The sequence below is a fragment of the Pseudoroseomonas cervicalis genome, assembly GCF_030818485.1.
Classification (GTDB): Bacteria; Pseudomonadota; Alphaproteobacteria; order Acetobacterales; family Acetobacteraceae; genus Pseudoroseomonas; species Pseudoroseomonas cervicalis_A.
Genome location: NZ_JAUTAJ010000004.1, coordinates 3315120 through 3337568, shown reverse-complemented (window position 1 = coordinate 3337568; position 22449 = coordinate 3315120). Strand labels below are relative to the sequence as shown.

Here is a 22449-nt window from a genome sequence, read left to right as displayed (position 1 = left end):
CGGGGCGCGCCGGGGTCTCCCCCGGCGCGCCCCGGATGCGGCGCCTCTCGGGCGGCGGCGGCTCAGCCGCGCTTGAAGCCTTCCAGCTCGCGCTCGGCCCAGGCGATGGTGCGGTCGATCGATTCCTTGTTCTGCACCACGCGGGCGATCATCTTGGCCTGGATGCCCTGGTTGTACATCTGCACCGCGATCTCCGGCGGCGCCGGGTAGCAGGCGATGAATTGCTGCGCATTGTGGTGCGGCTTGACCGGGTAGTTGAACACCACGCCGGTGGGCGGGCCTTCCTTCTCCCAGGTGTCGAAATTGGTCATGCTGGTGAAGGGCGGGATGTCGTAGCCATTGCTGGCGGCGACCATCGCCGCGGCCTGGTCGCGCTCGCTCAGGAACTCGACCAGCGCCTTGGCCGCGCCCTTGTTGCGGCTGAAGCTCCAGACGCCCCAGAAATACGGCAGATAGGGGGTGAAGCGCCCCTGCGCGCCGGCCGGCGCCGGGAAGGACCAGCAATGCTCGGCCACCTGCGGCGCGTCGCGCTTGGCCACCGCCCAGGCGGAGGGCGGGTTGAAGATCAGCGCCGAGCGGCCGGAGATCAGCGCGCGGTTGTTCGAGGCGTCGTCCCAGGAGAAGACGTCGTTCGGCAGGAAGGCGAACAGCTTCTGGCTGTATTCCAGCACCCGCCGCACGCCGTCGCTCTTCGCGGTGATGTCGCCCTTGCTGTTCACCAGCTCGGCGCCGAAGGAGCGGAACAGGCTGCCGATCCAGTCGGTGGCGTCGGTGAACTGGCCGGCCGGCAGGCCGAAGGGCACGCCCGCCTTGTGGCAGGCCTCGGCGGCGCGCAGGAAGGTGTCCCAGTTCCAGTCCGCGGCGCGGCTGCCGGGATTGGCATTGGCCGGGAACATCTCCTGGATGTCGATCCCGGCATGCTGCTTCAGCAGGTCGATGCGGCCGAGCGCCGGCTTGTTCTGGCTGCCGGAGATGGCCGGCACGGCGCGCCACCGGCCCTCGATCTTGGCGAGGTATTCGGTGATCGGGTTCAGCGCGCCGTATTTCTCGGACAGCCGCCCCATCACATCGTCCATCGGCTCCAGCAGGGCCGATTGCGCATGCACCTCCCAGGTCGGGAAGGAGAGCATGTCATGGCCCTGCTTGGCCTGGGATTCGGCGGCGATGGTCAGCAGGTTCTTGTTGCCGACCGAGGTGATGAAGTCGAGCTGGATCTCGACGCGGTTGCGCTGCCCCCATTCGGTGACGATCTTGCGCATCGCGTCATTGCCGGCGGGAACCCAGTGATCCCACAGGCCGAGCGCCAGCCTGCCGCCGGATGTCTGGCCATGCACATTCACCAGGGGGAGCGCGCTGGCGGCAGCGCCCACCGCGCTGGCGCGCAGCAGCGTGCGCCGGGAGAACCCGTTGCCTTCCATTCCGTAACCTCCTCCGCACGGACGGCTTGATGCCGCCGGGCCTTTGCGGCCACTCGTTGCGCTGGTGAGGTTAGGCACTGGCGCGCGGGCAGCGCAATCATTCATCGTATCGCCTGGCGCTCTTGCCGCGATTTCATCGCGCGCCCAGGATGCGCCCCCATGCAGACCGAGAGCTTCGAGGCGCTGGTGATCGGCGCCGGCATGGCGGGCGCCACCGCCGCCGCGCATCTGTCCGCGACGCGCCGCGTCGCGCTGCTGGAGGCGGAGGACAGCGCCGGCTACCACAGCACCGGCCGCTCCGCCGCGCTGTGGGAGCCGAACTGGGGCAATCCCGACATCCGGGCGCTGACCCGCGCGGCGCGCGGCTTCCTGGCCGCGCCGCCCGAGGGCTTCACCGAGGTGCCGCTGCTGCAGCCGCGCGGCGCGCTGCATCTGGCGCCGGAGGACCAGCTGCCGGCGCTGCAGGATCTGCTGGAGCAGGGCGACGAGTTCCGCCCGCTCACCCTCGCCGAGGCGCAGGCGATGGTCCCGGCGCTGCGCCCCGGCTATGCCGTGGCGGCGGCGCATGAGCCGGGGGTGATGGAGATCGATGTCGCCGCGCTGCACCAGGGTTTTTTGCGGGTGCTGCGGCGGCAGGGCGGCGCGCTGGCGCTGCGCCACCGGGCGGGACGCATCTGGAAGCAGAACGGGCTGTGGCATGCCGAGACCATGGGCGGCGCCGTGCATGTGGCGCCCATCCTGGTGAATGCCGCCGGCGCCTGGGGCGACGAGGTGGCGCGCGCCGCCGGGCTGCGCCCGCTCGGCCTGCAGCCGATGCGGCGCACCGCGCTGATCATCGACCCGGCGCCCTGGGATGTGGCCGCCTGGCCGCTCACCGGCGATGTCGGCGCCCTCTGGTACGCCAGGCCCGAGGCGCGCGGCAGGCTGATGCTCTCCCCCGCCGACGAGACGCCGGATCCGCCCGGCGACGCGCAGCCGGACGAGCTCGACATCGCCATCGCGGTGGACCGGCTGACGACCGCGCTCGACATCCAGGTGCGCCGGGTCGAGCATAGCTGGGCCGGGCTGCGCAGCTTCCTGCCGGACCGCTCCATGGCGATCGGCGCGGCCGAGGAGGCCGGCTTCTTCCACATGATCGGGCAGGGTGGCTACGGCATCCAGACCGCGCCGGCGCAGGGGCGGCTGCTGGCCGCCCTGGTCAATGGCGAGGATCCGGGCGCGCTGGCCGCCATCCTGCCGCTGCTCGACCCGCTCCGCTTCCAGCCCGCCCAGCCTTCAGAGGTGCCCGCATGAACGCCATCCCGCCCCGCCTGCCCAGCCACCAGGATGTCCGCGAGGCGGCGGAGCGGCTGCGCGGCCGTGTCGTCCGCACGCCGATGCTGCGCCATCCGCTGCTGGACGAGCTGGCCGGCGGCACCGTGCTGGTGAAGCCCGAGCCGCTGCAGCGCACCGGCAGCTTCAAGTTCCGCGGCGCCACCAACGCGGTGCTGAAGCTGGATGCGGCGCAGCGCGCGGCCGGCGTCGTCACCCATTCCTCGGGCAATCACGGCCAGGCGGTGGCCTGCGCCGCCGCGGCCGAGGGGGTGCGGGCGCTGATCGCCATGCCGCAGGACGCGCCCTCCATCAAGGTCGAGAGCACCCGCCGCTGGGGCCCCGAGATCACCTTCTTCGACCGCGCCACCACCGACCGGGAAGTGCTGGCGGACAGGCTGGCCGCCGAGCGCGGCGCCAGCATCATCCCGCCCTTCGACCACCCCGATGTGGTGGCCGGCCAGGGCACGCTGGCGCTGGAGCTGATCGAGGATGCGGCCGAGGCCGGCCTCGCCCTCGACACGCTGGCGGTCTGCACCGGCGGCGGCGGGCTGATCGCCGGCTGCGCCCTCGCGGTCGAGGGCGCCTCCCCCGCCACCGCGGTCTGGGCGGTGGAGCCGGAGGGCTGGGACGACACCGCCCGCTCGCTCGCCGCCGGGGAGCGGCTGGCCAATGACGGCAAGGGGGCGGGGCTGTGCGACGCGCTGCTGTCGATGCGCCCCGGCGCGCTGACCTTCGCCGTCAACCAGCCCCGGCTGAAGGGCGCCGCCGTGGTGACGCCGGAGGAGGTGTTCCGCGCCATGCGCTTCGCCTTCGAGGCGCTGAAGCTGGTGGTGGAGCCGGGCGGCGCGGTGGCGCTGGCGGCGCTGCTGGCCGGCAAGCTGCCCGCGCAGGGGAAGACCACCGGCATCGTGCTGAGCGGCGGCAATGTCGACCCGGCGGTGTTCGCCCGGGCGCTCTCCGCCTGAATCCGGCGGGGCGCCCCCTAGACGATCCGCTGGCGCAGCGTGTCTGGGAATTATAAGCGCCTTCCTGATTAAATACACATTCAGACAGCGATGAGGGCGGCACCCGTTCTAGGCGCCGCCCCTCTGACAATGTCAGGCCGCAGCCGCCTGCTGTTTCAGCAAAGCCTTCTCGAATTCACCGAATGCAAAGTCGTAAGAGGACTCCCCCTTACCAATCTTCTGTGGATCGAACTTCGCCATCTCCAGGACAATGCGATAAGCTCGGGCAATGTCGGCAAAATTTTTGTCGAGAAAGGCCTTCGGATCCGTTTTCCACACCACCTTACCTTCCCTGACATCCATCAAAGCACTCAATCCGTAGACGAGCGGGATGATGAACCCGTCAGGGTAACTGTACTTAACCGGCTTCTCGGTAAAATGTGTCTCGGGCTGGGAGCGGAGATACTTCCGGTTCCCGTCAGTCTTGCGATTTACGTCGTAGATTCGGACAACACTCATTCGGCCGAAGTCTCCGACTTTATTGTAGGCAGCTGGGAATTCGGCATAAATCTTGTCGTAGAGGCCCGGCAGGTCGCCGAGAATGGCGATCGCGCTTTTGATCGCCGGATCGATCAACTCATGCATGGCGCCGTTAACCGCCTTAGACACTCCCGCATCGCTCATCAGATCGTCGAAGAGCTTCGCGCATTCGCCCTTGTTCCGATAGATGTTCTGCGGAACCGGCACGCGCACATGCTTTGGGAGTTGGACCAGACGCAGCGGAATCCAGCTAAGCGCGATGATATCGCGAACCTTTACGTCACCACCGGCCTCATTGGACTTCCACTCGATGCGATCAGCTATGGCCTTGGGCAAGGCTTTCTTGATCTCTTCGTAAAATCCTTTCTGATTAGCCTTCGTTTCCAAAGAAAGCTCGGCATTATTATTGCGGGCCGAGCAAATATCAAAGAGATGAGATCGGAAATCTATCAGAATGTCCTCACTATCTCCCGCCGGAACAAGCACTTCGACGGGGACCAGAAAGGCCAAATCATTACGGATTTCCTCGATCGCAGCGCGGTTCTCGGCCCAAATTTTCTTGAAATCATCCCAGAGCTTTATACGCTTGACGACCTTCTCGTCTCCGAGTGCTGTTTGAAGGATGTAGGTTCCAATGGCCAGCATGTTATGCCCACCATCGAGGACGCCCTCGAGATGAGGCTCACCAAAACGTAGTTCAACACGGTGCCGCTGCAGGATCTCGTGCTTGGCACATCCGATAAGGATACCCTTCGTTTTGAACGGAAAGACATCCGCATCGGCCTGAATGCTCTGCATGATTGCCTGGGTGACTGAGCCGGCTTTGGCGGAACGCGGATTTGCATCCAAATCGGCAGCGTCAAATAGTCCAAGCATACTTCTGGCCGAGACGAATCCGATCAAGCGCTTCACCGGACCATGGACTTGGTCAGCGAGGACTTCGAATTTCAAAATAATTTTGGCGGGCTTCATAGGCGGTTGCTCCTCAAAAGGAGAACCGACTCCAGCGCAGGACTCACCCAATTAAATGTGGGTGGCACGCGACACGGTGGCTTGCGCCACCTTAATCGAGCTCACCACCATCCGGCGGCAACCAGCACCAGAACCGCTTCTCAGGGTTCTTCGCAGCTCCTTTTCAGGAGCGTTCCAATGCTGATACCGAAATAGCAAATGGTCAAGCCATCTTGGGGATAGATGGGTTGGCTCTCACCCTTCCTAGCGCCCCAGGAATCTCTCGAAGGCCGCCAGCGTCGCGTCGCTGACATGGTGCTCGATGCCCTCGGCATCGATCTCGGCGATCTCGGGCGGCACGCCGAGCGCCAGCAGCACATCCACCACCACCCGGTGGCGCGCCCGCACCTCGGCCGCCAGTGCCCGCCCGGCCTCGGTCAGGAAGACGCCGCGATAGGGCTTGGAATGGGCCAGCCCCTCGCGCTTCAGCCGCGCCACCGCCTTGATCGCCGTGGCGTGGGAGACGCCGAGCCGGCGGGCGATGTCGGTCGGCCGCGCCTCGCCGCCCGTGGTCAGCAGATCGTCGATCAGCTCCACATAGTCATGCAGCAGGGCGCTGGCGCGGGCCGAGCGCGCCGAGGCATGGCGCGCGGCTTCCTGCGCCTGCGCCTGCGCCTCCTCATCGGCGCCCTCGGCGGCCGCCATGTCCTTGTCCTGCTCCATGCCGGTGCCCCTGACCCTCGGCGCGCTCTAGCAGCCACGCCCCCCTTGCGCAAAATGTAGCCTTGGCTTCATTCTGCTGCCCACGCTTGAAGGTGCCGCTCCTGGCACCAGATGACGACCACGCCACATCGGAGAATGCCGGAGATGCCCCTCCCCCGCCTCCTGTCGCGCCGGCCCCTGCTGCTCGGTGCCGCGGCCGCCGCCCTGCTCCCCTGGGGCCTGGCCGCCCAGCCCGCCCGCGGCGGCGGCGCGGCCGCGGGCGCCGGCAGGCTGTCCGTGCTGGCCACCACCGCCATGGTGGGCGACCTGGCCCGCCGCATCGGCGGCGACCGCATCGCCCTCGAGGTGCTGATGGGCGAGGGCGTCGACCCGCATCTCTACAAGCCAACGCGCGAGGATGTGGCGAAGCTGCTGCGCGCCGGGCTGGTCCTCTACAGCGGCCTGCTGCTGGAGGGGAAAATGACCGATGCCTTCACCCGCATCGCCCGCACCGGCCGGCCCGTGGTCGCGGTGGCCGAGTCGCTGCCGCGCGAGGCGCTGCTGGCCGCCGAGGGGGCGGAGGGCCATCCCGACCCGCATGTCTGGATGGATGTCTCGCTCTGGTCGCAGGTCGCCACCCGCATCGCGCAGCAGCTGAAGGAGACCCGACCCGGCCGGCGCCGCCACCTATGACGCCAACCTGGCCGCGCTGCGGCAGGAGCTGGAGGCGCTGGATGGCTGGGCGCGGCAGGCCATCGCCTCGATCCCGGCGCCGCAGCGCGTGCTGGTCACGGCGCATGACGCCTTCAACTACTTCTCCCGCCGCTACGGCATCGAGGTGATGGGCATCCAGGGCCTGTCCACCGAGTCGGAGGCCGGGCTGCGCCGCATCGAGGAGCTGGTCGGCATCCTGGTCGAGCGCCGCATCCCGGCGGTCTTCGTCGAGAGCTCGGTCTCCGACCGCAATGTGCGGGCGCTGGTCGAGGGCGCGGCGGCGCGCGGCCACCGTGTTGTCATCGGCGGCGAGCTGTTCTCCGACGCCATGGGCGCGCCGGGCAGCTATGAGGGGACCTATCCCGGCATGATCGACCACAATGTGACGGTCATCACCCGGGCGCTGGGCGGCCAGGCGCCGTCGCGCGGCTTCTCCGGCCGGCTGGCGGGCATCCGATGAGCGCCGCCCCTGCCTCCACCCCCGCCCTGGCGGTCGAGGGCCTCTCGGTCGCCTATCGCGAGGCGCCGGTGCTGCGCGATGTGCGCTGGCAGGCCGGCGCCGGGCGGCTGACCGCCATTGTCGGCCCCAATGGCGCCGGCAAATCCACCCTGCTGAAGGCGGCGCTCGGCCTGGTGCCGCGCCTCTCGGGCGAGGTGCGCTTCTTCGGCCAGCCGCTCTCCGCCGCGCGCCGCCGGGTGGGCTACCTGCCGCAGCGCGCCAGCGTCGACTGGGACTTCCCCGCGACCGTGCTGCAGATCGCCAGCCAGGGCCGCTACCCGCGGATCGGCTGGTTCCGCCCGCTGCCGCGCAGCGAGCGGGAGCGCGCCCGCGCGGCCCTGGCCGAGGTCGGCATGGCCGATTTCGCCGAACGCCAGATCGGCCAGCTCTCCGGCGGCCAGCAGCAGCGCGTCTTCCTCGCCCGCGCTTTGGCGCTGGAGGCCGATCTCTACCTGATGGATGAGCCCTTCGCCGGCGTCGACGCCGCCACCGAGCGCGCCATCATCGCCGTGCTGCAGCGCCTGGGGCGGGAGGGCCGCACGGTCATCGCCGTGCATCACGACCTGGCCACGGCGCCGCACTACTTCTCCGAGGTCTGCCTGCTGAATGGCGGCGTCATCGCCGCCGGGCCGATGCGGACCACCTTCACGCCGGAGAATCTGGCCCTGGCCTATGGCGGGCGCATCACCGTCTCCGCCCCCGGCGAGCTGGCCTTCGCCACCGACGCGGCTCTTTCTGTCAGCTGCCGGTCGGGGCCGGGACGGGAGGAGCCCGCCATGGACGGGGCGTCTTCGCCCGGCGGCGCGACCCTGCTCCAGCCCCACGCGCAGCACGCCCCCGTGCCGCGTCCCGCCTTCCAACCCGACAGCGGCAGCCTGGCAAAAAAATGGAAGGGTTGATGAATGTGCTGGCCCTCGGCGGGGGCTACAATGCGCGGGTGGTGGCGCTGGGCGTCGCCGCCTTCGGGCTGGCGGCCGGCGCGCTGGGCTGCTTCGTGCTGCTGCGCGGCCGCGCGCTGATCGCCGATGCGGCGGCGCACGCCACCCTGCCGGGCATCTGCCTGGCCTTCATCCTGGCCGCTGGGCTGGGGTGGAATCCGCGCTCCCTGCCGCTGCTGCTGGGCGGCGGCGCGCTGACCGCGGCGCTCGGCGTGCTGGTGGCGGGCGCCCTCGCGCGCGGCGGCAGGCTGCGGGACGATGCGGCGATGGCGCTGGTCATCTCGCTCAGCTTCGGCATCGGCGTCGTGCTGGTCTCGGTGGTGCAGTCGCTGCCGGTGGGCGGCCAGGCGGGGCTGAACAGCTTCATCCTGGGCCAGGCGGCGGGGATGAGCGCGGCGGATGCCACGCTGATCGCCGTGCTGGCGCTGGTGGCGCTGGCCCTGCTGGCGCTGCTGTTCCGCCCGCTGGCGGTGCTGTGCTTCGACGCCGAATACGCCGCCAGCGTCGGCCTGCCGGTGCGGCTGCTGGACCTCGCGCTGCTCGGGCTGATGCTGGCGGTGACGGTCGCCGGGCTGCGCGCCGTCGGGCTGATCCTGGTGGTGTCGCTGATGGTGGTGCCGGCGGCGACCGCGCGGCTGGCCACCGAGCGGCTGGCGGTGATGGTGCCGCTGGCGGGCGCCCTCGGCGCCGTCGCGGCCTGGTTCGGCGCCGGGCTCTCGGCCACCCTGCCCGGCCTGCCCACCGGCGCCACCATCGCGCTGACCGCCTGCGCCCTGTTCCTGCTGGCGCTGCTGTTCGCCCCGGCGCGCGGCGTTGTCGCCTTCGCGCTGCGCCAGCGCCGCCTGCGGCGGGAGGCCCGCGCATGACCACCTTCCTGCAGCTCGACCTCGCGCCGCTGCTGGCCGCCATCATGGCCTGCCTGGCCTGCGGCCTGCTCGGCAATCTGCTGCTGCTGACGCGGCAGAGCCTGCTGGGCGACGCCATCAGCCATTCGGTGCTGCCCGGGCTGGTGATGGGCTTCATCGTCTCCGGCAGCCGCGCCACCCTGCCCATGGTGGTGGGCGCCATGGGCGCCGCGGTGCTGGCGGCGCTGCTGATCGCCCTGATCCGCCGGCTGACGCGGCTGGAGCCGGGCGCGGTGATGGGCGTGGTGTTCTCCGGCCTGTTCGCCCTTGGCCTCGTCATGATCGAGCTGAGCGGCGCGCGCGCCGTCGATCTCGACGTCGATTGCGTGCTCTATGGCCAGCTCGAGGCGCTGATCTGGCCCTCCGCCACCGGCCTGTCCTCGCTCTGGGACCCGGCGGCCCTGGCCGAGCTGCCGCAGGAGACGCGCACCCTGGCCGGCGTGCTGGCGTTGACCCTGGCCGGGCTGGCGCTGCTGTGGAAGGAGCTGCGGCTGGCCGCCTTCGACCCGGATTTCGCCGCCAGCATCGGCTTCGCCCCGCGCGGGCTGTCGCTGGTGGTGCTGGTGCTGGTCTCGGTCGCCTGCGTCGCCGCCTTCTGGGCGGTGGGCTCGATCCTGGTGATCGCGGCGCTGATCGCGCCCGCCGCCATCGCCCGGCTGCTGACCGACAATTACCGCCACCAGTTCTTGATCTCCGGCGCGGCGGCGATCGCCATGGGCGGCGGCGGCTATGGCGCCGCCATCCTGGTGCCGCATCTGCTGGGGCTGGACCATGGGCTGAACGCCGCCGGCATGATGGCGGTGATCGCGGCGCTGATGCTCGCCGCCGCCTGGTCTTTTCGGTCCGCTGCCGGTCAGGGCCGAAACGGGGTCGCTGCACTGTAGCCCGGGGCTCCGGCCCAGGGCTGCACCTCGCCTTTCAACGGGCCGGCCGCAGCCTGAGATTTTTTTGTCAGCTGCCGGTCAGGGCCGAGACGGGATCGCGACACCGGGAAGCCTGCGCTTCGACCCAGTGTCGCGTCCCGCTTCGCCAGAAGGCCGCGGCAGCCCGACAAACTAATCGTCGGTGCGGCGGGCCAAAACTTCGCGCTTGCCGACATGGTTGGCGGGGCCGACCACGCCTTCCTTCTCCATCTGCTCGATCAGCTTGGCGGCGCGGTTGTAGCCGATCGAGAGGTGGCGCTGGATGAAGGAGGTCGAGGCCTTGCCCTCGCGCGTCACCAGGGCGACGGCCTGGTCGAACAGGCCCTTCTCGCCATCCGAGGCGCCGGCGATGCCGGACATGCCGTTGTCGCCGCCTTCCTCGTCGCTCTCGGTGACTTCCTCGATATAGGCGGGCTCGCCCTGCTCGCGCAGCCATTCGACGACGCGCTCCACCTCCTGGTCGGAGACGAAGGGGCCGTGCACGCGGCTGACGCGGCCGCCGCCGGCCATGTGCAGCATGTCGCCCTGGCCCAGCAGCTGCTCGGCGCCCATTTCGCCCAGGATGGTGCGGCTGTCGATCTTCGACGTCACCTGGAAGGAGATGCGCGTCGGGAAGTTCGCCTTGATGGTGCCGGTGATGACGTCGACCGAGGGGCGCTGCGTCGCCATGATGACGTGGATGCCGGCGGCGCGCGCCATCTGCGCCAGGCGCTGCACCGCGGCCTCGATCTCCTTGCCGGCGACCAGCATCAGGTCGGCCATCTCGTCGATGACCACGACGATCATCGGCAGGGGGGCGAGGGCCAGGGGCTGGTCCTCGAAGACCGGCTTGCCGGTGTCGGGGTCGAAGCCGGTCTGCACGCGGCGCGTCAGCACCTCGCCGCGGGCGAGGGCCGCCTGCACCTTCTCGTTGTAGCCGCCGATGTTGCGGACGCCGAGCTGCGACATGGCGCGGTAGCGGCGCTCCATCTCGCGCACCGTCCATTTCAGCGCGCCGATCGCCTTGGGCGGCTCGGTGACGACGGGGGCCAGCAGATGCGGGATGCGGTCATAGACCGACAGCTCCAGCATCTTCGGGTCGATCATGATGAAGCGGCACTCATCCGGCGTGAAGCGGTAGAGCAGCGACAGGATCATGGTGTTGATGCCGACCGACTTGCCCGAGCCGGTGGTGCCGGCGATCAGCAGATGCGGCATGCGGGCGAGGTCGGCGATGACCGGCGCGCCGCCGATATCTTTGCCCAGCACCAGCGGCAGCTTGCCGCTCTGGCGGCTCCAATCGTCGGTGATCAGCAGCTCGCTGAAATAGACCGTCTCGCGCTTGGCGTTGGGCAGCTCGATGCCGATGACGTTGCGGCCCGGCACCGTCGCGATGCGCACCGCCATGACCGACATGCTGCGGGCGATGTCGTCGGCAAGCCCGATGACGCGGGCGGATTTGGTGCCGGGCGCAGGTTCCAGCTCATAGAGCGTGACCACCGGGCCGGGGCGGATCTCGACGATGCGGCCGCGCACGCCGTAATCCTCCAGCACCGATTCCAGCAGGCGGGCATTGTTCTGCAGCGCCTCCTCGGTCGGGCCGGTGGCGCGGCGGGCCGGCGGCGGGGTCAGCAGTTCCAGCGGCGGCAGCTCGAACTGGCTGGGCTCGGGCGGCGGCGGCGCGGCGCGGCGCGGGGGGGGCGCGGCGCGCTCGGCGCGGCGCGGCGGCTCGGGCTCGGCCCGGCGCGGCGCGGCCATCTCCTCCAGCTCCTCCTCCTGCTCCTCGGGCTCATCCCAGGGCGCGGGGGAAGGGGCGGGCGCGGCGGCGGGGCCGGGGCGGCCGCTGAAGCTCGGCGCCCGGCGGGCACCGGGGGGCGGCAGTTGCGGCGCCTGGCGGATGCGGGGCGCGCCGGCGGGGCGCGGCGGCATGTGGTCGGCCTCGGCGGCGGCGACATCGGCGGCGCGCAGCATGGCGGCCAGCTGCGGCGAGGGCGCCTCGGCCCGGCGCGCGAACAGCCCGCCCACCGCACCCCCCACGGCGCGGAAGGGCGCGGCCAGGCGGGTGCCGATGCTGGGGCCATCCTCCTGCGCCGCGTCCCGCTCCTGCTCGCGCCAGGCGGCGGCGTAGTGGGCGGGCGGCTCGGGCTCGGCGACGCTGCGGCGGACCAGCCTGGCGGTCAGCCCGACGCTGCCGCGCGCGGCATGGCCGGCGGCGCGGCCCGCCTGGCGCCAGGCCAGCAGCGGCACGCCGAGGGCGGCGAAGGAGAGCGAGCCGGCCAGCGCCACGATGCCGACCTGGGCGCCGAGCCCGCCCAGCGGGCCGAGCAGCCCGGCGACGCCGCCGGTAATCCAGCCGGCCAGCATGCCGCCGGCGGCACCGCCCGCCCCGGCCAGATTGTCCGAGGCCGCGGGCAGCGGCGCCAAGTCGAGGGCGGCGGCGAGCATGGGCAGCGCCACCACCACGGCGGCCAGCCGCCAGGGGAAGGGGGCCAGCCCCTTCTGCGTCGCCAGCCGCCAGGCCCAGCCCAGCGCGACTCCGACCGGCAGCAGCGCCGCCCAGCCGAAGCCCTGCAGCAGCAGATCGGCCACCACGGCGCCGACCGGCCCGGCCAGGTTGGTGGGCAGGGCGTTGGTCGCCTTGGAGAAGGAGGGATCGTCCGGATTGTAGCTGACCAGCGCGACCAGCAGCGCCAGCCCGACCAGCCCCAGCACCAGCCCCGCCAGCTCGGCGCCGCGGCGGGCCAGGGCGGCCTTCATCGCCGGGGAGGCGAAGCGGCGCGCGCCCTCGGCAAGACGCCCGCCGGAATTGGGGGCGGGGCTGGAATTTCGGTCGGCATAAGCGCGCGGCATCGGCCTCGGTCACTCTGTTGCTGAGCGGGTGGCTGAGGCTAGCACGGCAAATAATTGGAATGAAAGGAAAGGGCTGGAGAAACACCGGCCCAGCCCCCTCTCCGCCCCGCGCCGTGGCCGCGATGTGACAGTGCGACGCCTCGCTGCGCTGGCGGGGGCGGAGGGCGCGGGCCGAATCGCCCCTGCCACACCCCCAAGCTGCAGCTGCCGTCGAGTGCAGCGTCCCGCCTCTCAACCGGATGGCGGCAGCCCGAAAGAAAAGTGTCCCGCGTCTCAACCTGACGGCGGCAGCCCGAAAGGAAGACGGCTGGCGAGCTGGCGGGCGGTGTTGGCCAGGACGGAGCCGCGCTCCGGCTCGCCCCACAGGCTGGCCATGAAGGCGCGGGCCTGCTGCAGGGTCACATGCGGCGGCAGCGGCGGCACGTTGGGGTCGGTGCGGATGTCGAGCACCACGGGGCGGTCCATCGCCAGGGCGGCGTCCCAGGCCTCGCCCACCTTGTCCGGGTCGTCCACCGCCAGGCCGCGCAGCCCGGCGAGCTCGGCGAAGGCGGCGTAGGAGAAATCGGGCAGGCTCTGGCTGCCCTCGAATTTCGGGTCGCCGCCCATCACCCGCTGCTCCCAGGTCACCTGGTTCAGGTCGCGATTGTTCAGCACCAGCACCACCAGCTGCGGGTTCGACCATTCCTGCCAGTAGCGGGCGACGGTCAGCAGCTCCGCCATGCCGTTCATCTGCATGGCGCCATCGCCGACGATGGCCACCACCGGCCGGTCGGGATGGGCGAATTTGGCGGCGATGGCATAGGGCATGCCCGCCCCCATGCTGGCCAGCCCGCCGGAGAGCGAGGCCATCATGCCCCGCCGCAGCTTCACGTCGCGCGCATACCAATTGGTGGAGGAGCCGGAATCGCCGGCGATGATGGCGCGCTCCGGCAGGCGGCGCGACAGTTCGCGGAACACCAGCTGCGGGTTGATGGGCTCCGCCTTCTGCGCCGCGCGCTTGTCGAGCAGCGTCCACCAATCGGCGGTCCAGCCCTCGATGCGGTCGCGCCAGGCGGTGTCGGGTTTGCGCCGCAGCAGCGGCAGCAAGGCGCGCAGCGTCGCCGCCGAATCGCCGGTGAGGTTCACCTCCATCGGGTAGCGCAGGCTGAGCATGGAGGGGTCGCGGTCGATCTGCACGCCGCGCGCCGCACCTTCCGGCGGCAGGAATTCGGAATAGGGAAAGCCGCTGCCGATGACGAAGAGCGTGTCGCAGCCCTGCATCATCTTCCAGGAAGGCTCGGTGCCGAGCAGCCCGATCGAGCCGGTAACGAAGGGCAGCTCATCCGGCACCGCCGCCTTGCCGAGCAGCGCCTTGGCGATGCCGGCGCCCAGCACATCCGCCACCGCCAGCACCTCGTCGGTCGCCTGCAGCGCGCCGGCGCCGACCAGCAGGGCGACCTTCTTGCCCTCGTTCAGCACCGCGGCGGCGCGCGCCAGCGTGTCGGCCTCCGGCACCACCCTGGGCGCTTCCCAGCCGATGCCGCTGTGGATGGTGCCATGCGCGTGCGGCGGGGTCTCGACCGCCGGCAGTTCCTGGATGTCGTTCGGCAGGATGATGCAGGTGACCTGGCGCTGGCCGATGGCGATGCGCATGGCGCGGTCGACCAGGTGGCGGATCTGCTCCGGCACGCTGGCCTGCTGCACGAAGCCGCAGACATCGCGGAACAGGGCGGCCAGGTCGACCTCCTGCTGGTAATGCCCGCCGAGCGCCGCGCGCGCCTGCTGCCCGACCAGCGCCAGCACCGGCATGTGGTCGGCCTTGGCGTCGTAGAGCCCGTTCAGCAGATGGATGGCGCCGGGGCCGGAGGTGGCCAGACAGACCCCGACCTCGCCGGTGAATTTGGCATGGCCGACCGCCATGAAGGCGGCCATCTCCTCATGCCGCGCCTGGACGAAATGTATGCGGTCCTTCGCCCGGTCGAGCGCGCCGATCAGCCCGTTGATGCCATCGCCGGGATAACCATAGACCCGCTTCACCCCCCATTGCCCGAGGCGCTCCCAGACGAAATCGGCGACCGTCTTGGCCATGCTGCGCGCTCCTTCGCTGTGTGCGTTGGAGGAGGAACGCAAGAGAAGGAAGCAGGTTCTTTTTTTCTATCGGGCTGCCGCGGTCCTGTGGGGAGGCGGGGCGCAGAACTGGGGCGTGGCTTTGGTGGAGAGGGATCTAGAGCAGACGGGCTTCTTCGTCGGGACCGGCCTCTTCCTCATCTCCAAGCATCGGCACACCGCAGGCGAGCAGATAATCCGCGATCGCTTCGGCCTCGGCGGGGGGGCGGGTTTCATCCTGCGCATCGCCGCGCGGCACAAAGATCAGCGTCTCATAGCGGGCGCGGGTCAGCAGCACACGATAGGTGTTGCGAATATGCCGGCGTGTCTCCGCCTGCCCCACGACATTCCAGCGCCGGCCGGAAAAGCGCCGCGCCTGCCAGCGATCGCCAACACGAATAAAGTCACCGCCCCAGGCCAGGCCGACCAGATCCAGCTCCAACCCCTGGCAGGAATATTCCGTGGCGCAGACCTCCAGCGCGTCGGAGGCACGGACATCCGGCCAGCGACACAGAAACCAATTCACCACCTCCTCATCGGCGCCTTGCAACTGGGCGCCGAGCCCTTCGGCGCGCAGCCGCTTCGCCTTGGCCGAGCAGACCAGCCCAGCCCGGCGCAGCCCGCGGGCACGGCGGCGCAGCGCAGCCCGCAAACTGGGAAGGTCACGCACCAAAGCGAAGGGCAAGCCGCCTTCAGCGGCGATCGCTGCAGCCGCTTGCGGACGGTCATTCAGCACCGCATCCACCCACAGCGCGCCCCGGTCATGCCGCACCGAGCGCACCGGCACGGTCAGCGCCAGATCGGGGTCGAGGCGCAGCCAGGCGGGGTGCTCGGGCCATAGCCGCTGCGCCGGTTCGGCCGTGGTGTCCAGCACGGCGGGGGCCGCCACCGCCTGCCAGACACCTTCGCTGGCCGCGACCACACGGCCCCATTCGGCCAGCCCCGCCTCGCCGGTGTTGATCTCCTGCCCCTGGCCGATCAGCGCGACGATCACGGACCAGCCGGGACGCCTCGCCATGATCTCCAAAATATGGGCGGGCTCGGAATCGGAAAGGATGGAGCGGCGGCGCTGCGTGTCGCGCTGCGCCTGCGAGGCATCCCAGGCGCGCTGCGCCTCATCGAACACCACCACGGCTTCGGCCGGCGCTTCCTCAGGATGGCGAACATGGTGTTCCAGGAAACGATGCATGTTCTGCAGCAGCGTTCGCGCTTCCCGCCGTGGCTGGCGGCGGGCGCGCCCCTGGCGGGCCACGGCATCTCGCTCCAGCGCGCCGCGCAGCACAGCGACCAGCGGCGTGTTGCCGGTGAGAAAGGCGGCGCTCTCCTCCGCCTGCTGGCCAAACACCAGATTGAGCCCGCACAGCGTTTTGCCGGCGCCCGGAACCCCCGTGACAAACACCACGCGCCGCTCGCCCAGGCGCCGCGCCTCGGCAATGGCGCGGCGGATGGCCGCGGTGGTGGCGCGCAAATTGGCGACATCGGCGCGGGCCGCAGCGATCTCCTCCACCCCATGCCGCGCGAAGAGGCGTTGCGCCGCCTCGATCACCGTGGGCACGGGGCGGTAGGCGCCGCGCAGCCAGGCCGCGCCATCCAGCGGCGTGGCAGGCATTGGCAAAGTCGCCGAGGCCTCCGCCAGCAAGGCAGCGAAGCTCGCGGCATTGGTCTGCAGCACACTCGGTGCCACGCCATCCCAAAGCAGAGGCATTTGGTTCTGTGCTGTTGGCGCGCACTCAGCCAACAGAATCGGCACCAGGGGATGGCGGTGGCTCAGCGCGTGGAAATTGAGCAAGTCGAGGGCGTAATCCTCGACCTGGTTTCGATCAGGGCGTTCATAGCTGGTGGCGCGGTGCTTGAACTCCACCACCAGAATGCCGCGCCCGGTGAGCAGCACGGCGTCGATGCGCGCCTCCAGCCGCAGCAGGTCGTATTCCAGCGAGACGGTCCAGTGCTCCGCACCGGGGATGCGCCGCAGCGCGTCCTGCAACAGGCTGACAAAGACTTCCCAGGAGGCGATCTGCTCCGGCGTTACCTCACGCAATTGCCGCGCCTGTTTGGCGGCCAGCCGCGCTGCCCAATCCGCGGCGCTGTCGCGCAGCAGCGTCGCGCCATCGGTGTTGACCCACCCGCTCACGCCACCCCTCCCCGCCGCCGCGGCCAGGTCGCCAACCCGATGCTCCCCAGCATCAGCCCCAATCCAAGCCCGTGCAGCCCTGAAAAGGATTCCCCGAGAAGCGCCACCGCCACCAGCGCGGCGCTGGCCGGCAGCAGCGCGGTGAAGATGCCGGCCACCCCCGCCGGCGCCCGCTTCATGCCGGCATACCAGAGCAGCAGGCACAGCACGGAGGCGGTCAGGCTGTGGAACACCAGCAGCCCGGCCGTGGCGGGCTCGGCCAGCGCCGCGGCGGCGCCGAGCACCGGCAGGCAGAAGGGCAGCAGCATCAGCGTGCTGAAGGCCTGCATCCAGAAGCTGGCGGTCACCACCGGCACCCGCCCGGCCAGGCGCTTGGCCAGCAGCACATAGGCGGCCTCGCCGCAGACGGCGACGAAGACCAGCGCATTGCCCAGCAGGCTGCCGCCCTCGCCGCCCTGGCCCAGCTGCGCCAGGGTCAGCGCCGCCATGCCGAAGCCGGCCAGCGCGGCGGCGGCCCATTGCCGCGGCGCCAGCCGCTCGCGCAGCCACAGCGCGCTGCCCAGCGCGATCACCGCCGGCAGGGTGGCCAGCACCAGCCCGGCCTCCAGCGCCGTGGTGTGGCGCAGCCCGGTCAGCAGCGCGGCATTGTAGAGCAGCGTGCCCAGCGCCGCCTGCGCCGCCAGGTTGCGCAGGGCGGCGGCGGAGGGGCGCGCCCGCCCCTCCAACGCGCGGGCCAGCGGCCACAGCACCAGGCAGGCCAGCAGGCAGCGCAGCCCGGCGATCAGCGCGATCGGCAGCACCCCCGCCAGCAGCTTGGCCACCCCGACATTGGCGCCCACCAGCACCATGGAGGAAGCGAGCTGGGCATAGGCGGTGAGCATGGCGGGCGCGGATCCTGATCGGGCGGCAAAGGGCGGCGGAGACTGGCAGGAAAGCGCCGGCCTTCCCAGGGGCCTTCCGGCGGCCTGGCCGGGCGCCTTTCCGGGGCCGTCCCAGGGCCCCGCACACGGTGCCGAGCGGTGCCGCGATCTTGACCGTGCCCGCCTTGCCGCATCGCCCGGCTCGCGCTCTCAATGCGCCACCGACGCAGCCTGAGAGACCGAGCATCGTGACCCTGCCGCGCCCCACCCGCTTCCTGACCCTGCTGCTGGCCGGGCTGGCGCTCGCCACGCCGCTGCGGGCCGAGGAGGTGCCCGAGATGATCGACCGCGCGCGGGAGCTGTACCGCCAGGGCGATCTGCGCCGCTCGGCCGAGGAGCTGGGCTTCGCGCTGGCCGCCATCGCCCGGCAGCGGCAGGAGCATTATGCCCGCCTCTTCCCCGCCGCCCCCCAGGGCTGGACGCTGGAGGATTCGCAGGACGATGCCGGCGGCAATGTCGCGGCCCAGCTGATGGGTGGCGGCATCGGCATCACCCGTGAATACACCCAGGCGGATGGCGAGAAGCGCATCACCGCCCGGATGATGATCGATTCACCGGTGGCGCAGGGCATGGCGAGCATCGTCAGCAACCCGACCATCATGCCGCCGCACACCCGCCGCGTGCGCATCGGCGCCGACAACGCCATGCTGCGGCAGGAACCCGGCGACAACACGATGGAGCTGACCCTGGTGCGCGGCAACACCATGGTGCAGCTGACCAGCGAGGGCGTCGACAAGGCCGAGACGCTGGTCGAGCTGATGAAGGCCTTCGACTTCAACCGGCTGCAGAGCCGCTAGGAGCGCGGCGGCACACAGCGCCGGGACCGATCGCGGCCCCCGCCACGCCGAAGCCCGGCGCGCATGGGGGCAAGACCGCGCCGGCGGAAGCGCCGCTAGCCTTCCGGCACTTCCCCGCGGAAGGGGGAGGCGGCGGCCAGCTCCTCCATGCCCGCCAGGATCGCGGGGCGTTCCTCGGCCAGGAAATTCGCCACCGCCCGGCGCAGCCCGCGATGCTCGATCCAATGCGCCGAATAGGTGGCGACGGGCAGGTAGCCGCGCTGGATCTTGTGCTGCCCCTGCGCCCCCGCCTCCACCCGCTGCAGCCCGTGGGCGATGGCGAAGTCGATGGCCTGGTAGTAGCAGAGCTCGAAATGCAGGAAGGGCGCCTCCACCGTGGCGCCCCAATTGCGGCCATAGAGCGTGTCCCGCCCCATCAGGTTCAGCGCGCCGGCCACGGGTTCGCCCGCCTGCTCGGCCACCATCAGCACCACGCGCTCGCCCAGGCGCTCGGCCAGCAGCGGCCAGAAGCCCTCGGTCAGGTAGGCGCTGCCCCATTTGCGGTCCACCGTGTCCAGGTAGAAGCGGTGGAAGGCCGCCCAGTGGCGCGGCGTGATCTCGGCGCCGCGCAGGGTGCGGAAGGTCAGCCCGGCCGATTGCGCGTCACGCCGCTCGCGCCGCAGCTGCTTGCGCTTGCGGCTGGAGAGCGCGGCCAGGAAATCCTCGAAACTGGCATAGCCGTCATTGTGCCAGTGGAACTGCATGCCGATGCGCTGCAGCCAGCCGGCCTCGCCCAGCGCCTGCCACTCCGCCTCGCTGCAGAAGGTGACATGGGCGGAGGAAAAACCCAGCTGCTGCGTCACCTGCGCCATGGCCTGGGCAAGCGCCGCCGGCGGCAGGCCACGCTCGGGATGCAGCAGCAGCCGCGGGCCCGGCACCGGGCTGAACGGCACCGCCACCTGCAGCTTCGGGTAGTACTGGCCGCCGGCGCGCTCGAAGGCATCGGCCCAGCCATGGTCGAAGACGTATTCGCCATAGGAATGGCTCTTGGCATAGGCCGGGGCCACGCCCAGCAGCCGCCCCGCCCCGTCGCGCAGCGCCAGATGCTGCGGCAGCCAGCCGGTGCGCGGGCTGGCCGAGCCGCTCTCCTCCACCACGGACAGAAAGGCGTGGCTGACAAAGGGATTGTCCGGCCCCGCGCAGGCATCCCACTCCGCCGCCGGAATCTCGGCGATGGCGCGATGCAGCTGCAGGGTCAGTTCGGGCGGGCTCATGCCCCAGCATGTGTGCTCCCTCCCTTCCCCCACAACCCTTCTTTCGGCTGCCGGTCAGGGCCGGGGCGGGAGGGGCTGCACTGGGACGGAGCGCACCGGCCCAGGGGGGCTTTGCATCATCGCAGGCTGCGCCCGGACGCCGTGCCGCGTCCCACCTCGCCACCCGACAGCGGCAGCCCGAAAAAAGTGCGTCAGCGCAGGCTGCGCCCGGGCGCCGTGCCGCGTCCCACCTGGCCACCCGACGGCGGCAGCCCGGCAGAAAAAGGGGTAACGGACAGAAAGGTGGCCTGGGCGAGGCGGGCCATGCGGCGGGCGGCGACGGCGGCACCGGCGGCGCCACCGGCCAGCTTCGCGGCATGGCCCTCGATCACCTGTTCCAGCCCGGCCTCCACCGCCATGTCGGTGCCGATGCTCAGGCCGGTGGAGAAGGCCAGGCGCCGCACCAGCCGGCCCAGCACCAGCGTGCCGGGACGCAGCCCGTTCAGCTCGGCCACCTGGCGCATCAGCCGCAGGCCGATCAGCGCCATGGCGGCGGCGTCCAGCGCCGGGCTGGGCAGGATGGCGGTGGCCAGGAAGACGCGCCGCGCCGCCTGGCCGCCCAGCGCCTTCACCCGCGCCTGCAGCACCGGCATCAGCAGCCCGGCGACCAGCCCGCGCGCCTCGCCCAGCGTGGCGGCGGCGCGGATCTGCGCGGCGGCACCGGCGGCCTCGGGCAGGCGGCGGCCGATGCCGTCCACCCAGCGCAGCAGCGCGGCCGGCGGCGGGGCGTTGTCGGGCGCGTCCTGCAGCGCCTCGGCCAGCCGGTCGAGGGCGGAGAGGCGGCGCAGCGCCCGCCATTCGCGCCAGGCGGCGGCCGAGAGCAGCGCCGCCACCATGCCCCCCAGCGCCACGCCGGCCCAGCCGAAGCCGGGGGAGACGGCGAAGAGATCATCGAGCATCAGCCCGAGCCACAGCGCGCCACCGCCCAGCAGCAGCAGCGCGCCGGCGCCGCCCAGCAGCTCGAGGGAGCGCAGCCAGCCGGCGGAGGGTTCCTGCTCCGCCTCCGGCCGCAGGGCGAGCGGGGTGTCCGGGCGGATGGCGCCGCCCTCCACCGGGTCGAGCCAGGCGGGGGCGGGGCCGTCCCAGGCGGGGGGCGCATCGGCCCAGCCGGGGGTGGCGCCCGGGGGCGTGACGGGCGGCGGGGCGGGTTTCCGGCCGTTCGGGCGGTCGCTCACAGCGCATCCTCCAGCAGCCAGGAGAGCAGCACGTCCAGGCCGAGCTGCGGCAGGCCCTCCCGCCCCTCGGGGTCGAGCAGCGGCGGGCGGAATTCGGGCAGCGGAAAATAGGGGCGGCGCCAGAAGGCATCGCCCGGCGGCGGCACATGGTCGGGGATCGGGCCGGGGCGGAAGGGGCGGCGCCGCTGCTCGCCGAGCGGCACGCCCAGCACCACGGGGCCGCCCTCGGTGGCCGGCGCATCCTCGGTGCTGCGCAAGGCGGCCAGGGCGAAATGCTTCAGGCGCGGCCCGCCCTCCCCCACCATGTCGCGGAACAGGGCGCGGAAGGCGGGGCGCTGGGCCTCGGGCACATGGTCCAGCTTGCTGGCGGCGAAGGCCACGCGCTGCAGCAGCGGCCGGCGCAGCCAGCGGCTGCGGCTGCGCCCATCATAGGCGGCGGCCAGCTGGCGGGCGGCGCGGCGGGCATCGGCAAACGCCCCCTCCCCGGCGCAGAGCGCGCCCAGCGCATCCACCAGCACCACCTGCCGGTCGAAGCGGGCGAACCAGGGGTCGAAATAGCTGCGCCGCATATCCTCCCGATAGGCGTCGAAGCGGCGGGCGAGCGCCTCGCGCAGGCTGCCGGGCGCGGCGGCGCCGGCGCCGGGCAGGGGGAAGAACCACATCATCGGGCTCTCGCCCTTGGGGCCGGGCACCAGGAAGCGGCCGGGCTGCAGCCAGCGCAGCCCCAGCCGGTCGCGCCCCGCCTCCAGCACAGCGCGGTAGAGCTGGAAGCCGCGGCGGGCGACATGGTCCTCGGCCGGGGCGTCGGGCGGCAGGCTGGCCAGGAAGGCCATGAAATCGGTGGCGAGCGCGGCGCGCGGCGGCTGGCGCAGCAGGTCCAGCGTCGCCTTCGACCATTCGGCGAAGCCCTGGTCGAGCAGCGGCAGGTCGAGCACCCATTCGCCGGGATAGTCCAGCAGTTCCAGCCGCAGCCGGCGGGATGGCAGATGCGCCCCCAGCCGCCCACCCCGGGTGACCCGCAGCACCAGGCTGGCGCTGGCGAGGTCGCTGGTGCGGGGCGGCCAGTGCGGCGTGGCGCCGGCCAGGTCGCGCAGCTTCTCGGCGGCGTCGAACCAGTCCAGCGCCTGGGCGCCGGCGGGCTCCAGCCACACCGCCTCGATCCGCCGCCCCTGCATGGCGAGCTGCCGGGTCAGCGCCGGCAGGGTGTCGCGCCCGCGCCCGAGGGCGAGGAGATTGCTGATGAGGGAGGTGATGAACACCGTCTTGCCCGACCGGCTGAGTCCGGTGATGGCGAGGCGGATGGTGTTCTCGTTGAGCCGGCGTTCGGCTTCCGCCGTGATGCGGCTGATCCCGTGCGCGAGCCGGTCCATGC

General features: G+C 71.4%; 18 protein-coding genes. 8 read left to right on the top strand and 10 right to left on the bottom strand.

The genetic code is table 11. The features are described 5' to 3' along the window. Nucleotides 1-62: 62 nt before the first annotated feature. Nucleotides 63-1418 carry an ABC transporter substrate-binding protein gene (locus QE401_RS19645; protein WP_307139787.1) on the bottom strand — a complete coding sequence of 452 codons (1356 nt, stop codon included), beginning with the start codon at nt 1416-1418 and terminating at the stop codon, nt 63-65. 159 nt (nt 1419-1577) lie between these two features. On the opposite strand from QE401_RS19645, the gene QE401_RS19640 reads away from it, so the two are divergent. Further along, nucleotides 1578-2711 carry an NAD(P)/FAD-dependent oxidoreductase gene (locus QE401_RS19640; RefSeq protein WP_307139786.1) on the top strand — a complete coding sequence of 378 codons (1134 nt, stop codon included), beginning with the start codon at nt 1578-1580 and terminating at the stop codon, nt 2709-2711. Continuing rightward, on the top strand, nt 2708-3697 hold the full coding sequence (locus QE401_RS19635; protein ID WP_307139785.1) for a threonine ammonia-lyase: 990 nt from the start codon (nt 2708-2710) through the stop codon (nt 3695-3697). Before QE401_RS19640 ends, QE401_RS19635 begins: the two co-directional genes overlap by 4 nt. Before the next feature lie 132 nt (nt 3698-3829). Here the strand turns inward: QE401_RS19635 and QE401_RS19630 are convergent, their stop codons facing one another. Continuing rightward, nucleotides 3830-5188, bottom strand: a complete 1359-nt coding sequence (locus QE401_RS19630) for a hypothetical protein (protein ID WP_307139784.1) — start codon at nt 5186-5188, stop codon at nt 3830-3832. 243 nt (nt 5189-5431) lie between these two features. Further along, nucleotides 5432-5872, bottom strand: a complete 441-nt coding sequence (gene mntR / locus QE401_RS19625) for a manganese-binding transcriptional regulator MntR (protein ID WP_373461486.1) — start codon at nt 5870-5872, stop codon at nt 5432-5434. A gap of 162 nt (nt 5873-6034) precedes the next feature. Between mntR and QE401_RS19620 the strand changes: the two genes are divergently transcribed. From QE401_RS19620 to QE401_RS19600, 5 genes are read left to right on the top strand one after another with little or no spacing between them, the layout of a single operon-like run. Further along, entirely contained in the window at nt 6035-6562 is a 528-nt protein-coding gene (locus QE401_RS19620; RefSeq protein ID WP_307139782.1) for a metal ABC transporter solute-binding protein, Zn/Mn family, read from the top strand. Nucleotides 6563-6569: 7 nt separating this feature from the next. Next, entirely contained in the window at nt 6570-7043 is a 474-nt protein-coding gene (locus QE401_RS19615) for a metal ABC transporter solute-binding protein, Zn/Mn family (RefSeq protein ID WP_307140279.1), read from the top strand. Further along, nucleotides 7040-7981: a metal ABC transporter ATP-binding protein gene (locus QE401_RS19610; protein ID WP_307139781.1), complete on the top strand. Its 942-nt coding sequence runs from the start codon at nt 7040-7042 to the stop codon at nt 7979-7981. The genes QE401_RS19615 and QE401_RS19610 overlap by 4 nt, the downstream gene beginning before the upstream one ends. Beyond that, nucleotides 7981-8886: a metal ABC transporter permease gene (locus QE401_RS19605; protein WP_307139780.1), complete on the top strand. Its 906-nt coding sequence runs from the start codon at nt 7981-7983 to the stop codon at nt 8884-8886. The genes QE401_RS19610 and QE401_RS19605 overlap by 1 nt, the downstream gene beginning before the upstream one ends. Continuing rightward, nucleotides 8883-9809 (top strand): metal ABC transporter permease, encoded by a 927-nt coding sequence (locus QE401_RS19600; protein WP_307139779.1) that lies wholly within the window; start codon nt 8883-8885, stop codon nt 9807-9809. Before QE401_RS19605 ends, QE401_RS19600 begins: the two co-directional genes overlap by 4 nt. A 171-nt stretch (nt 9810-9980) precedes the next feature. Here QE401_RS19600 and QE401_RS19595 read toward each other — a convergent pair whose 3' ends face one another. From QE401_RS19595 to QE401_RS19580, 4 genes are all read right to left on the bottom strand, one after another. Then, nucleotides 9981-12677 carry an FtsK/SpoIIIE family DNA translocase gene (locus QE401_RS19595; protein ID WP_307139778.1) on the bottom strand — a complete coding sequence of 899 codons (2697 nt, stop codon included), beginning with the start codon at nt 12675-12677 and terminating at the stop codon, nt 9981-9983. Between the two features lie 273 nt (nt 12678-12950). Then, nucleotides 12951-14744, bottom strand: coding sequence for a thiamine pyrophosphate-requiring protein (locus QE401_RS19590; protein WP_307139777.1), 1794 nt, complete (start codon nt 14742-14744; stop codon nt 12951-12953). Between the two features lie 136 nt (nt 14745-14880). Further along, nucleotides 14881-16893: a DNA/RNA helicase domain-containing protein gene (locus tag QE401_RS19585; RefSeq protein WP_307139776.1), complete on the bottom strand. Its 2013-nt coding sequence runs from the start codon at nt 16891-16893 to the stop codon at nt 14881-14883. Continuing rightward, nucleotides 16890-17774, bottom strand: a complete 885-nt coding sequence (locus QE401_RS19580) for a DMT family transporter (protein WP_307139775.1) — start codon at nt 17772-17774, stop codon at nt 16890-16892. Before QE401_RS19580 ends, QE401_RS19585 begins: the two co-directional genes overlap by 4 nt. A gap of 227 nt (nt 17775-18001) precedes the next feature. Between QE401_RS19580 and QE401_RS19575 the strand changes: the two genes are divergently transcribed. Then, nucleotides 18002-18610 (top strand): hypothetical protein, encoded by a 609-nt coding sequence (locus QE401_RS19575; RefSeq protein WP_307139774.1) that lies wholly within the window; start codon nt 18002-18004, stop codon nt 18608-18610. A 95-nt stretch (nt 18611-18705) separates the two neighbouring features. Here the strand turns inward: QE401_RS19575 and QE401_RS19570 are convergent, their stop codons facing one another. The 3 genes from QE401_RS19570 to QE401_RS19560 form a co-directional block, all read right to left on the bottom strand. Beyond that, nucleotides 18706-19863 carry a GNAT family N-acetyltransferase gene (locus QE401_RS19570; RefSeq protein WP_307139773.1) on the bottom strand — a complete coding sequence of 386 codons (1158 nt, stop codon included), beginning with the start codon at nt 19861-19863 and terminating at the stop codon, nt 18706-18708. 191 nt (nt 19864-20054) lie between these two features. Further along, entirely contained in the window at nt 20055-21077 is a 1023-nt protein-coding gene (locus QE401_RS19565) for a DUF697 domain-containing protein (RefSeq protein WP_307139772.1), read from the bottom strand. Beyond that, nucleotides 21074-22447: a YcjX family protein gene (locus tag QE401_RS19560; RefSeq protein ID WP_307139771.1), complete on the bottom strand. Its 1374-nt coding sequence runs from the start codon at nt 22445-22447 to the stop codon at nt 21074-21076. Before QE401_RS19560 ends, QE401_RS19565 begins: the two co-directional genes overlap by 4 nt. Nucleotides 22448-22449: the final 2 nt, after the last annotated feature.

What these genes read in the sequence shown, in the direction of transcription:
- QE401_RS19560 (WP_307139771.1), bottom strand. Translation starts at nt 22,447, where the DNA reads ATGGACCGGCTCGCGCACGGGATCAGCCGCATCACGGCGGAAGCCGAA.
- QE401_RS19600 (WP_307139779.1), top strand. Translation starts at nt 8,883, where the DNA reads ATGACCACCTTCCTGCAGCTCGACCTCGCGCCGCTGCTGGCCGCCATC.
- QE401_RS19590 (WP_307139777.1), bottom strand. Translation starts at nt 14,744, where the DNA reads ATGGCCAAGACGGTCGCCGATTTCGTCTGGGAGCGCCTCGGGCAATGG.
- QE401_RS19640 (WP_307139786.1), top strand. Translation starts at nt 1,578, where the DNA reads ATGCAGACCGAGAGCTTCGAGGCGCTGGTGATCGGCGCCGGCATGGCG.
- QE401_RS19580 (WP_307139775.1), bottom strand. Translation starts at nt 17,774, where the DNA reads ATGCTCACCGCCTATGCCCAGCTCGCTTCCTCCATGGTGCTGGTGGGC.
- QE401_RS19645 (WP_307139787.1), bottom strand. Translation starts at nt 1,418, where the DNA reads ATGGAAGGCAACGGGTTCTCCCGGCGCACGCTGCTGCGCGCCAGCGCG.
- QE401_RS19570 (WP_307139773.1), bottom strand. Translation starts at nt 19,863, where the DNA reads ATGAGCCCGCCCGAACTGACCCTGCAGCTGCATCGCGCCATCGCCGAG.
- QE401_RS19635 (WP_307139785.1), top strand. Translation starts at nt 2,708, where the DNA reads ATGAACGCCATCCCGCCCCGCCTGCCCAGCCACCAGGATGTCCGCGAG.
- QE401_RS19610 (WP_307139781.1), top strand. Translation starts at nt 7,040, where the DNA reads ATGAGCGCCGCCCCTGCCTCCACCCCCGCCCTGGCGGTCGAGGGCCTC.
- mntR (WP_373461486.1), bottom strand. Translation starts at nt 5,872, where the DNA reads ATGGCGGCCGCCGAGGGCGCCGATGAGGAGGCGCAGGCGCAGGCGCAG.
- QE401_RS19605 (WP_307139780.1), top strand. Translation starts at nt 7,981, where the DNA reads ATGAATGTGCTGGCCCTCGGCGGGGGCTACAATGCGCGGGTGGTGGCG.
- QE401_RS19595 (WP_307139778.1), bottom strand. Translation starts at nt 12,677, where the DNA reads ATGCCGCGCGCTTATGCCGACCGAAATTCCAGCCCCGCCCCCAATTCC.
- QE401_RS19630 (WP_307139784.1), bottom strand. Translation starts at nt 5,188, where the DNA reads ATGAAGCCCGCCAAAATTATTTTGAAATTCGAAGTCCTCGCTGACCAA.
- QE401_RS19620 (WP_307139782.1), top strand. Translation starts at nt 6,035, where the DNA reads ATGCCCCTCCCCCGCCTCCTGTCGCGCCGGCCCCTGCTGCTCGGTGCC.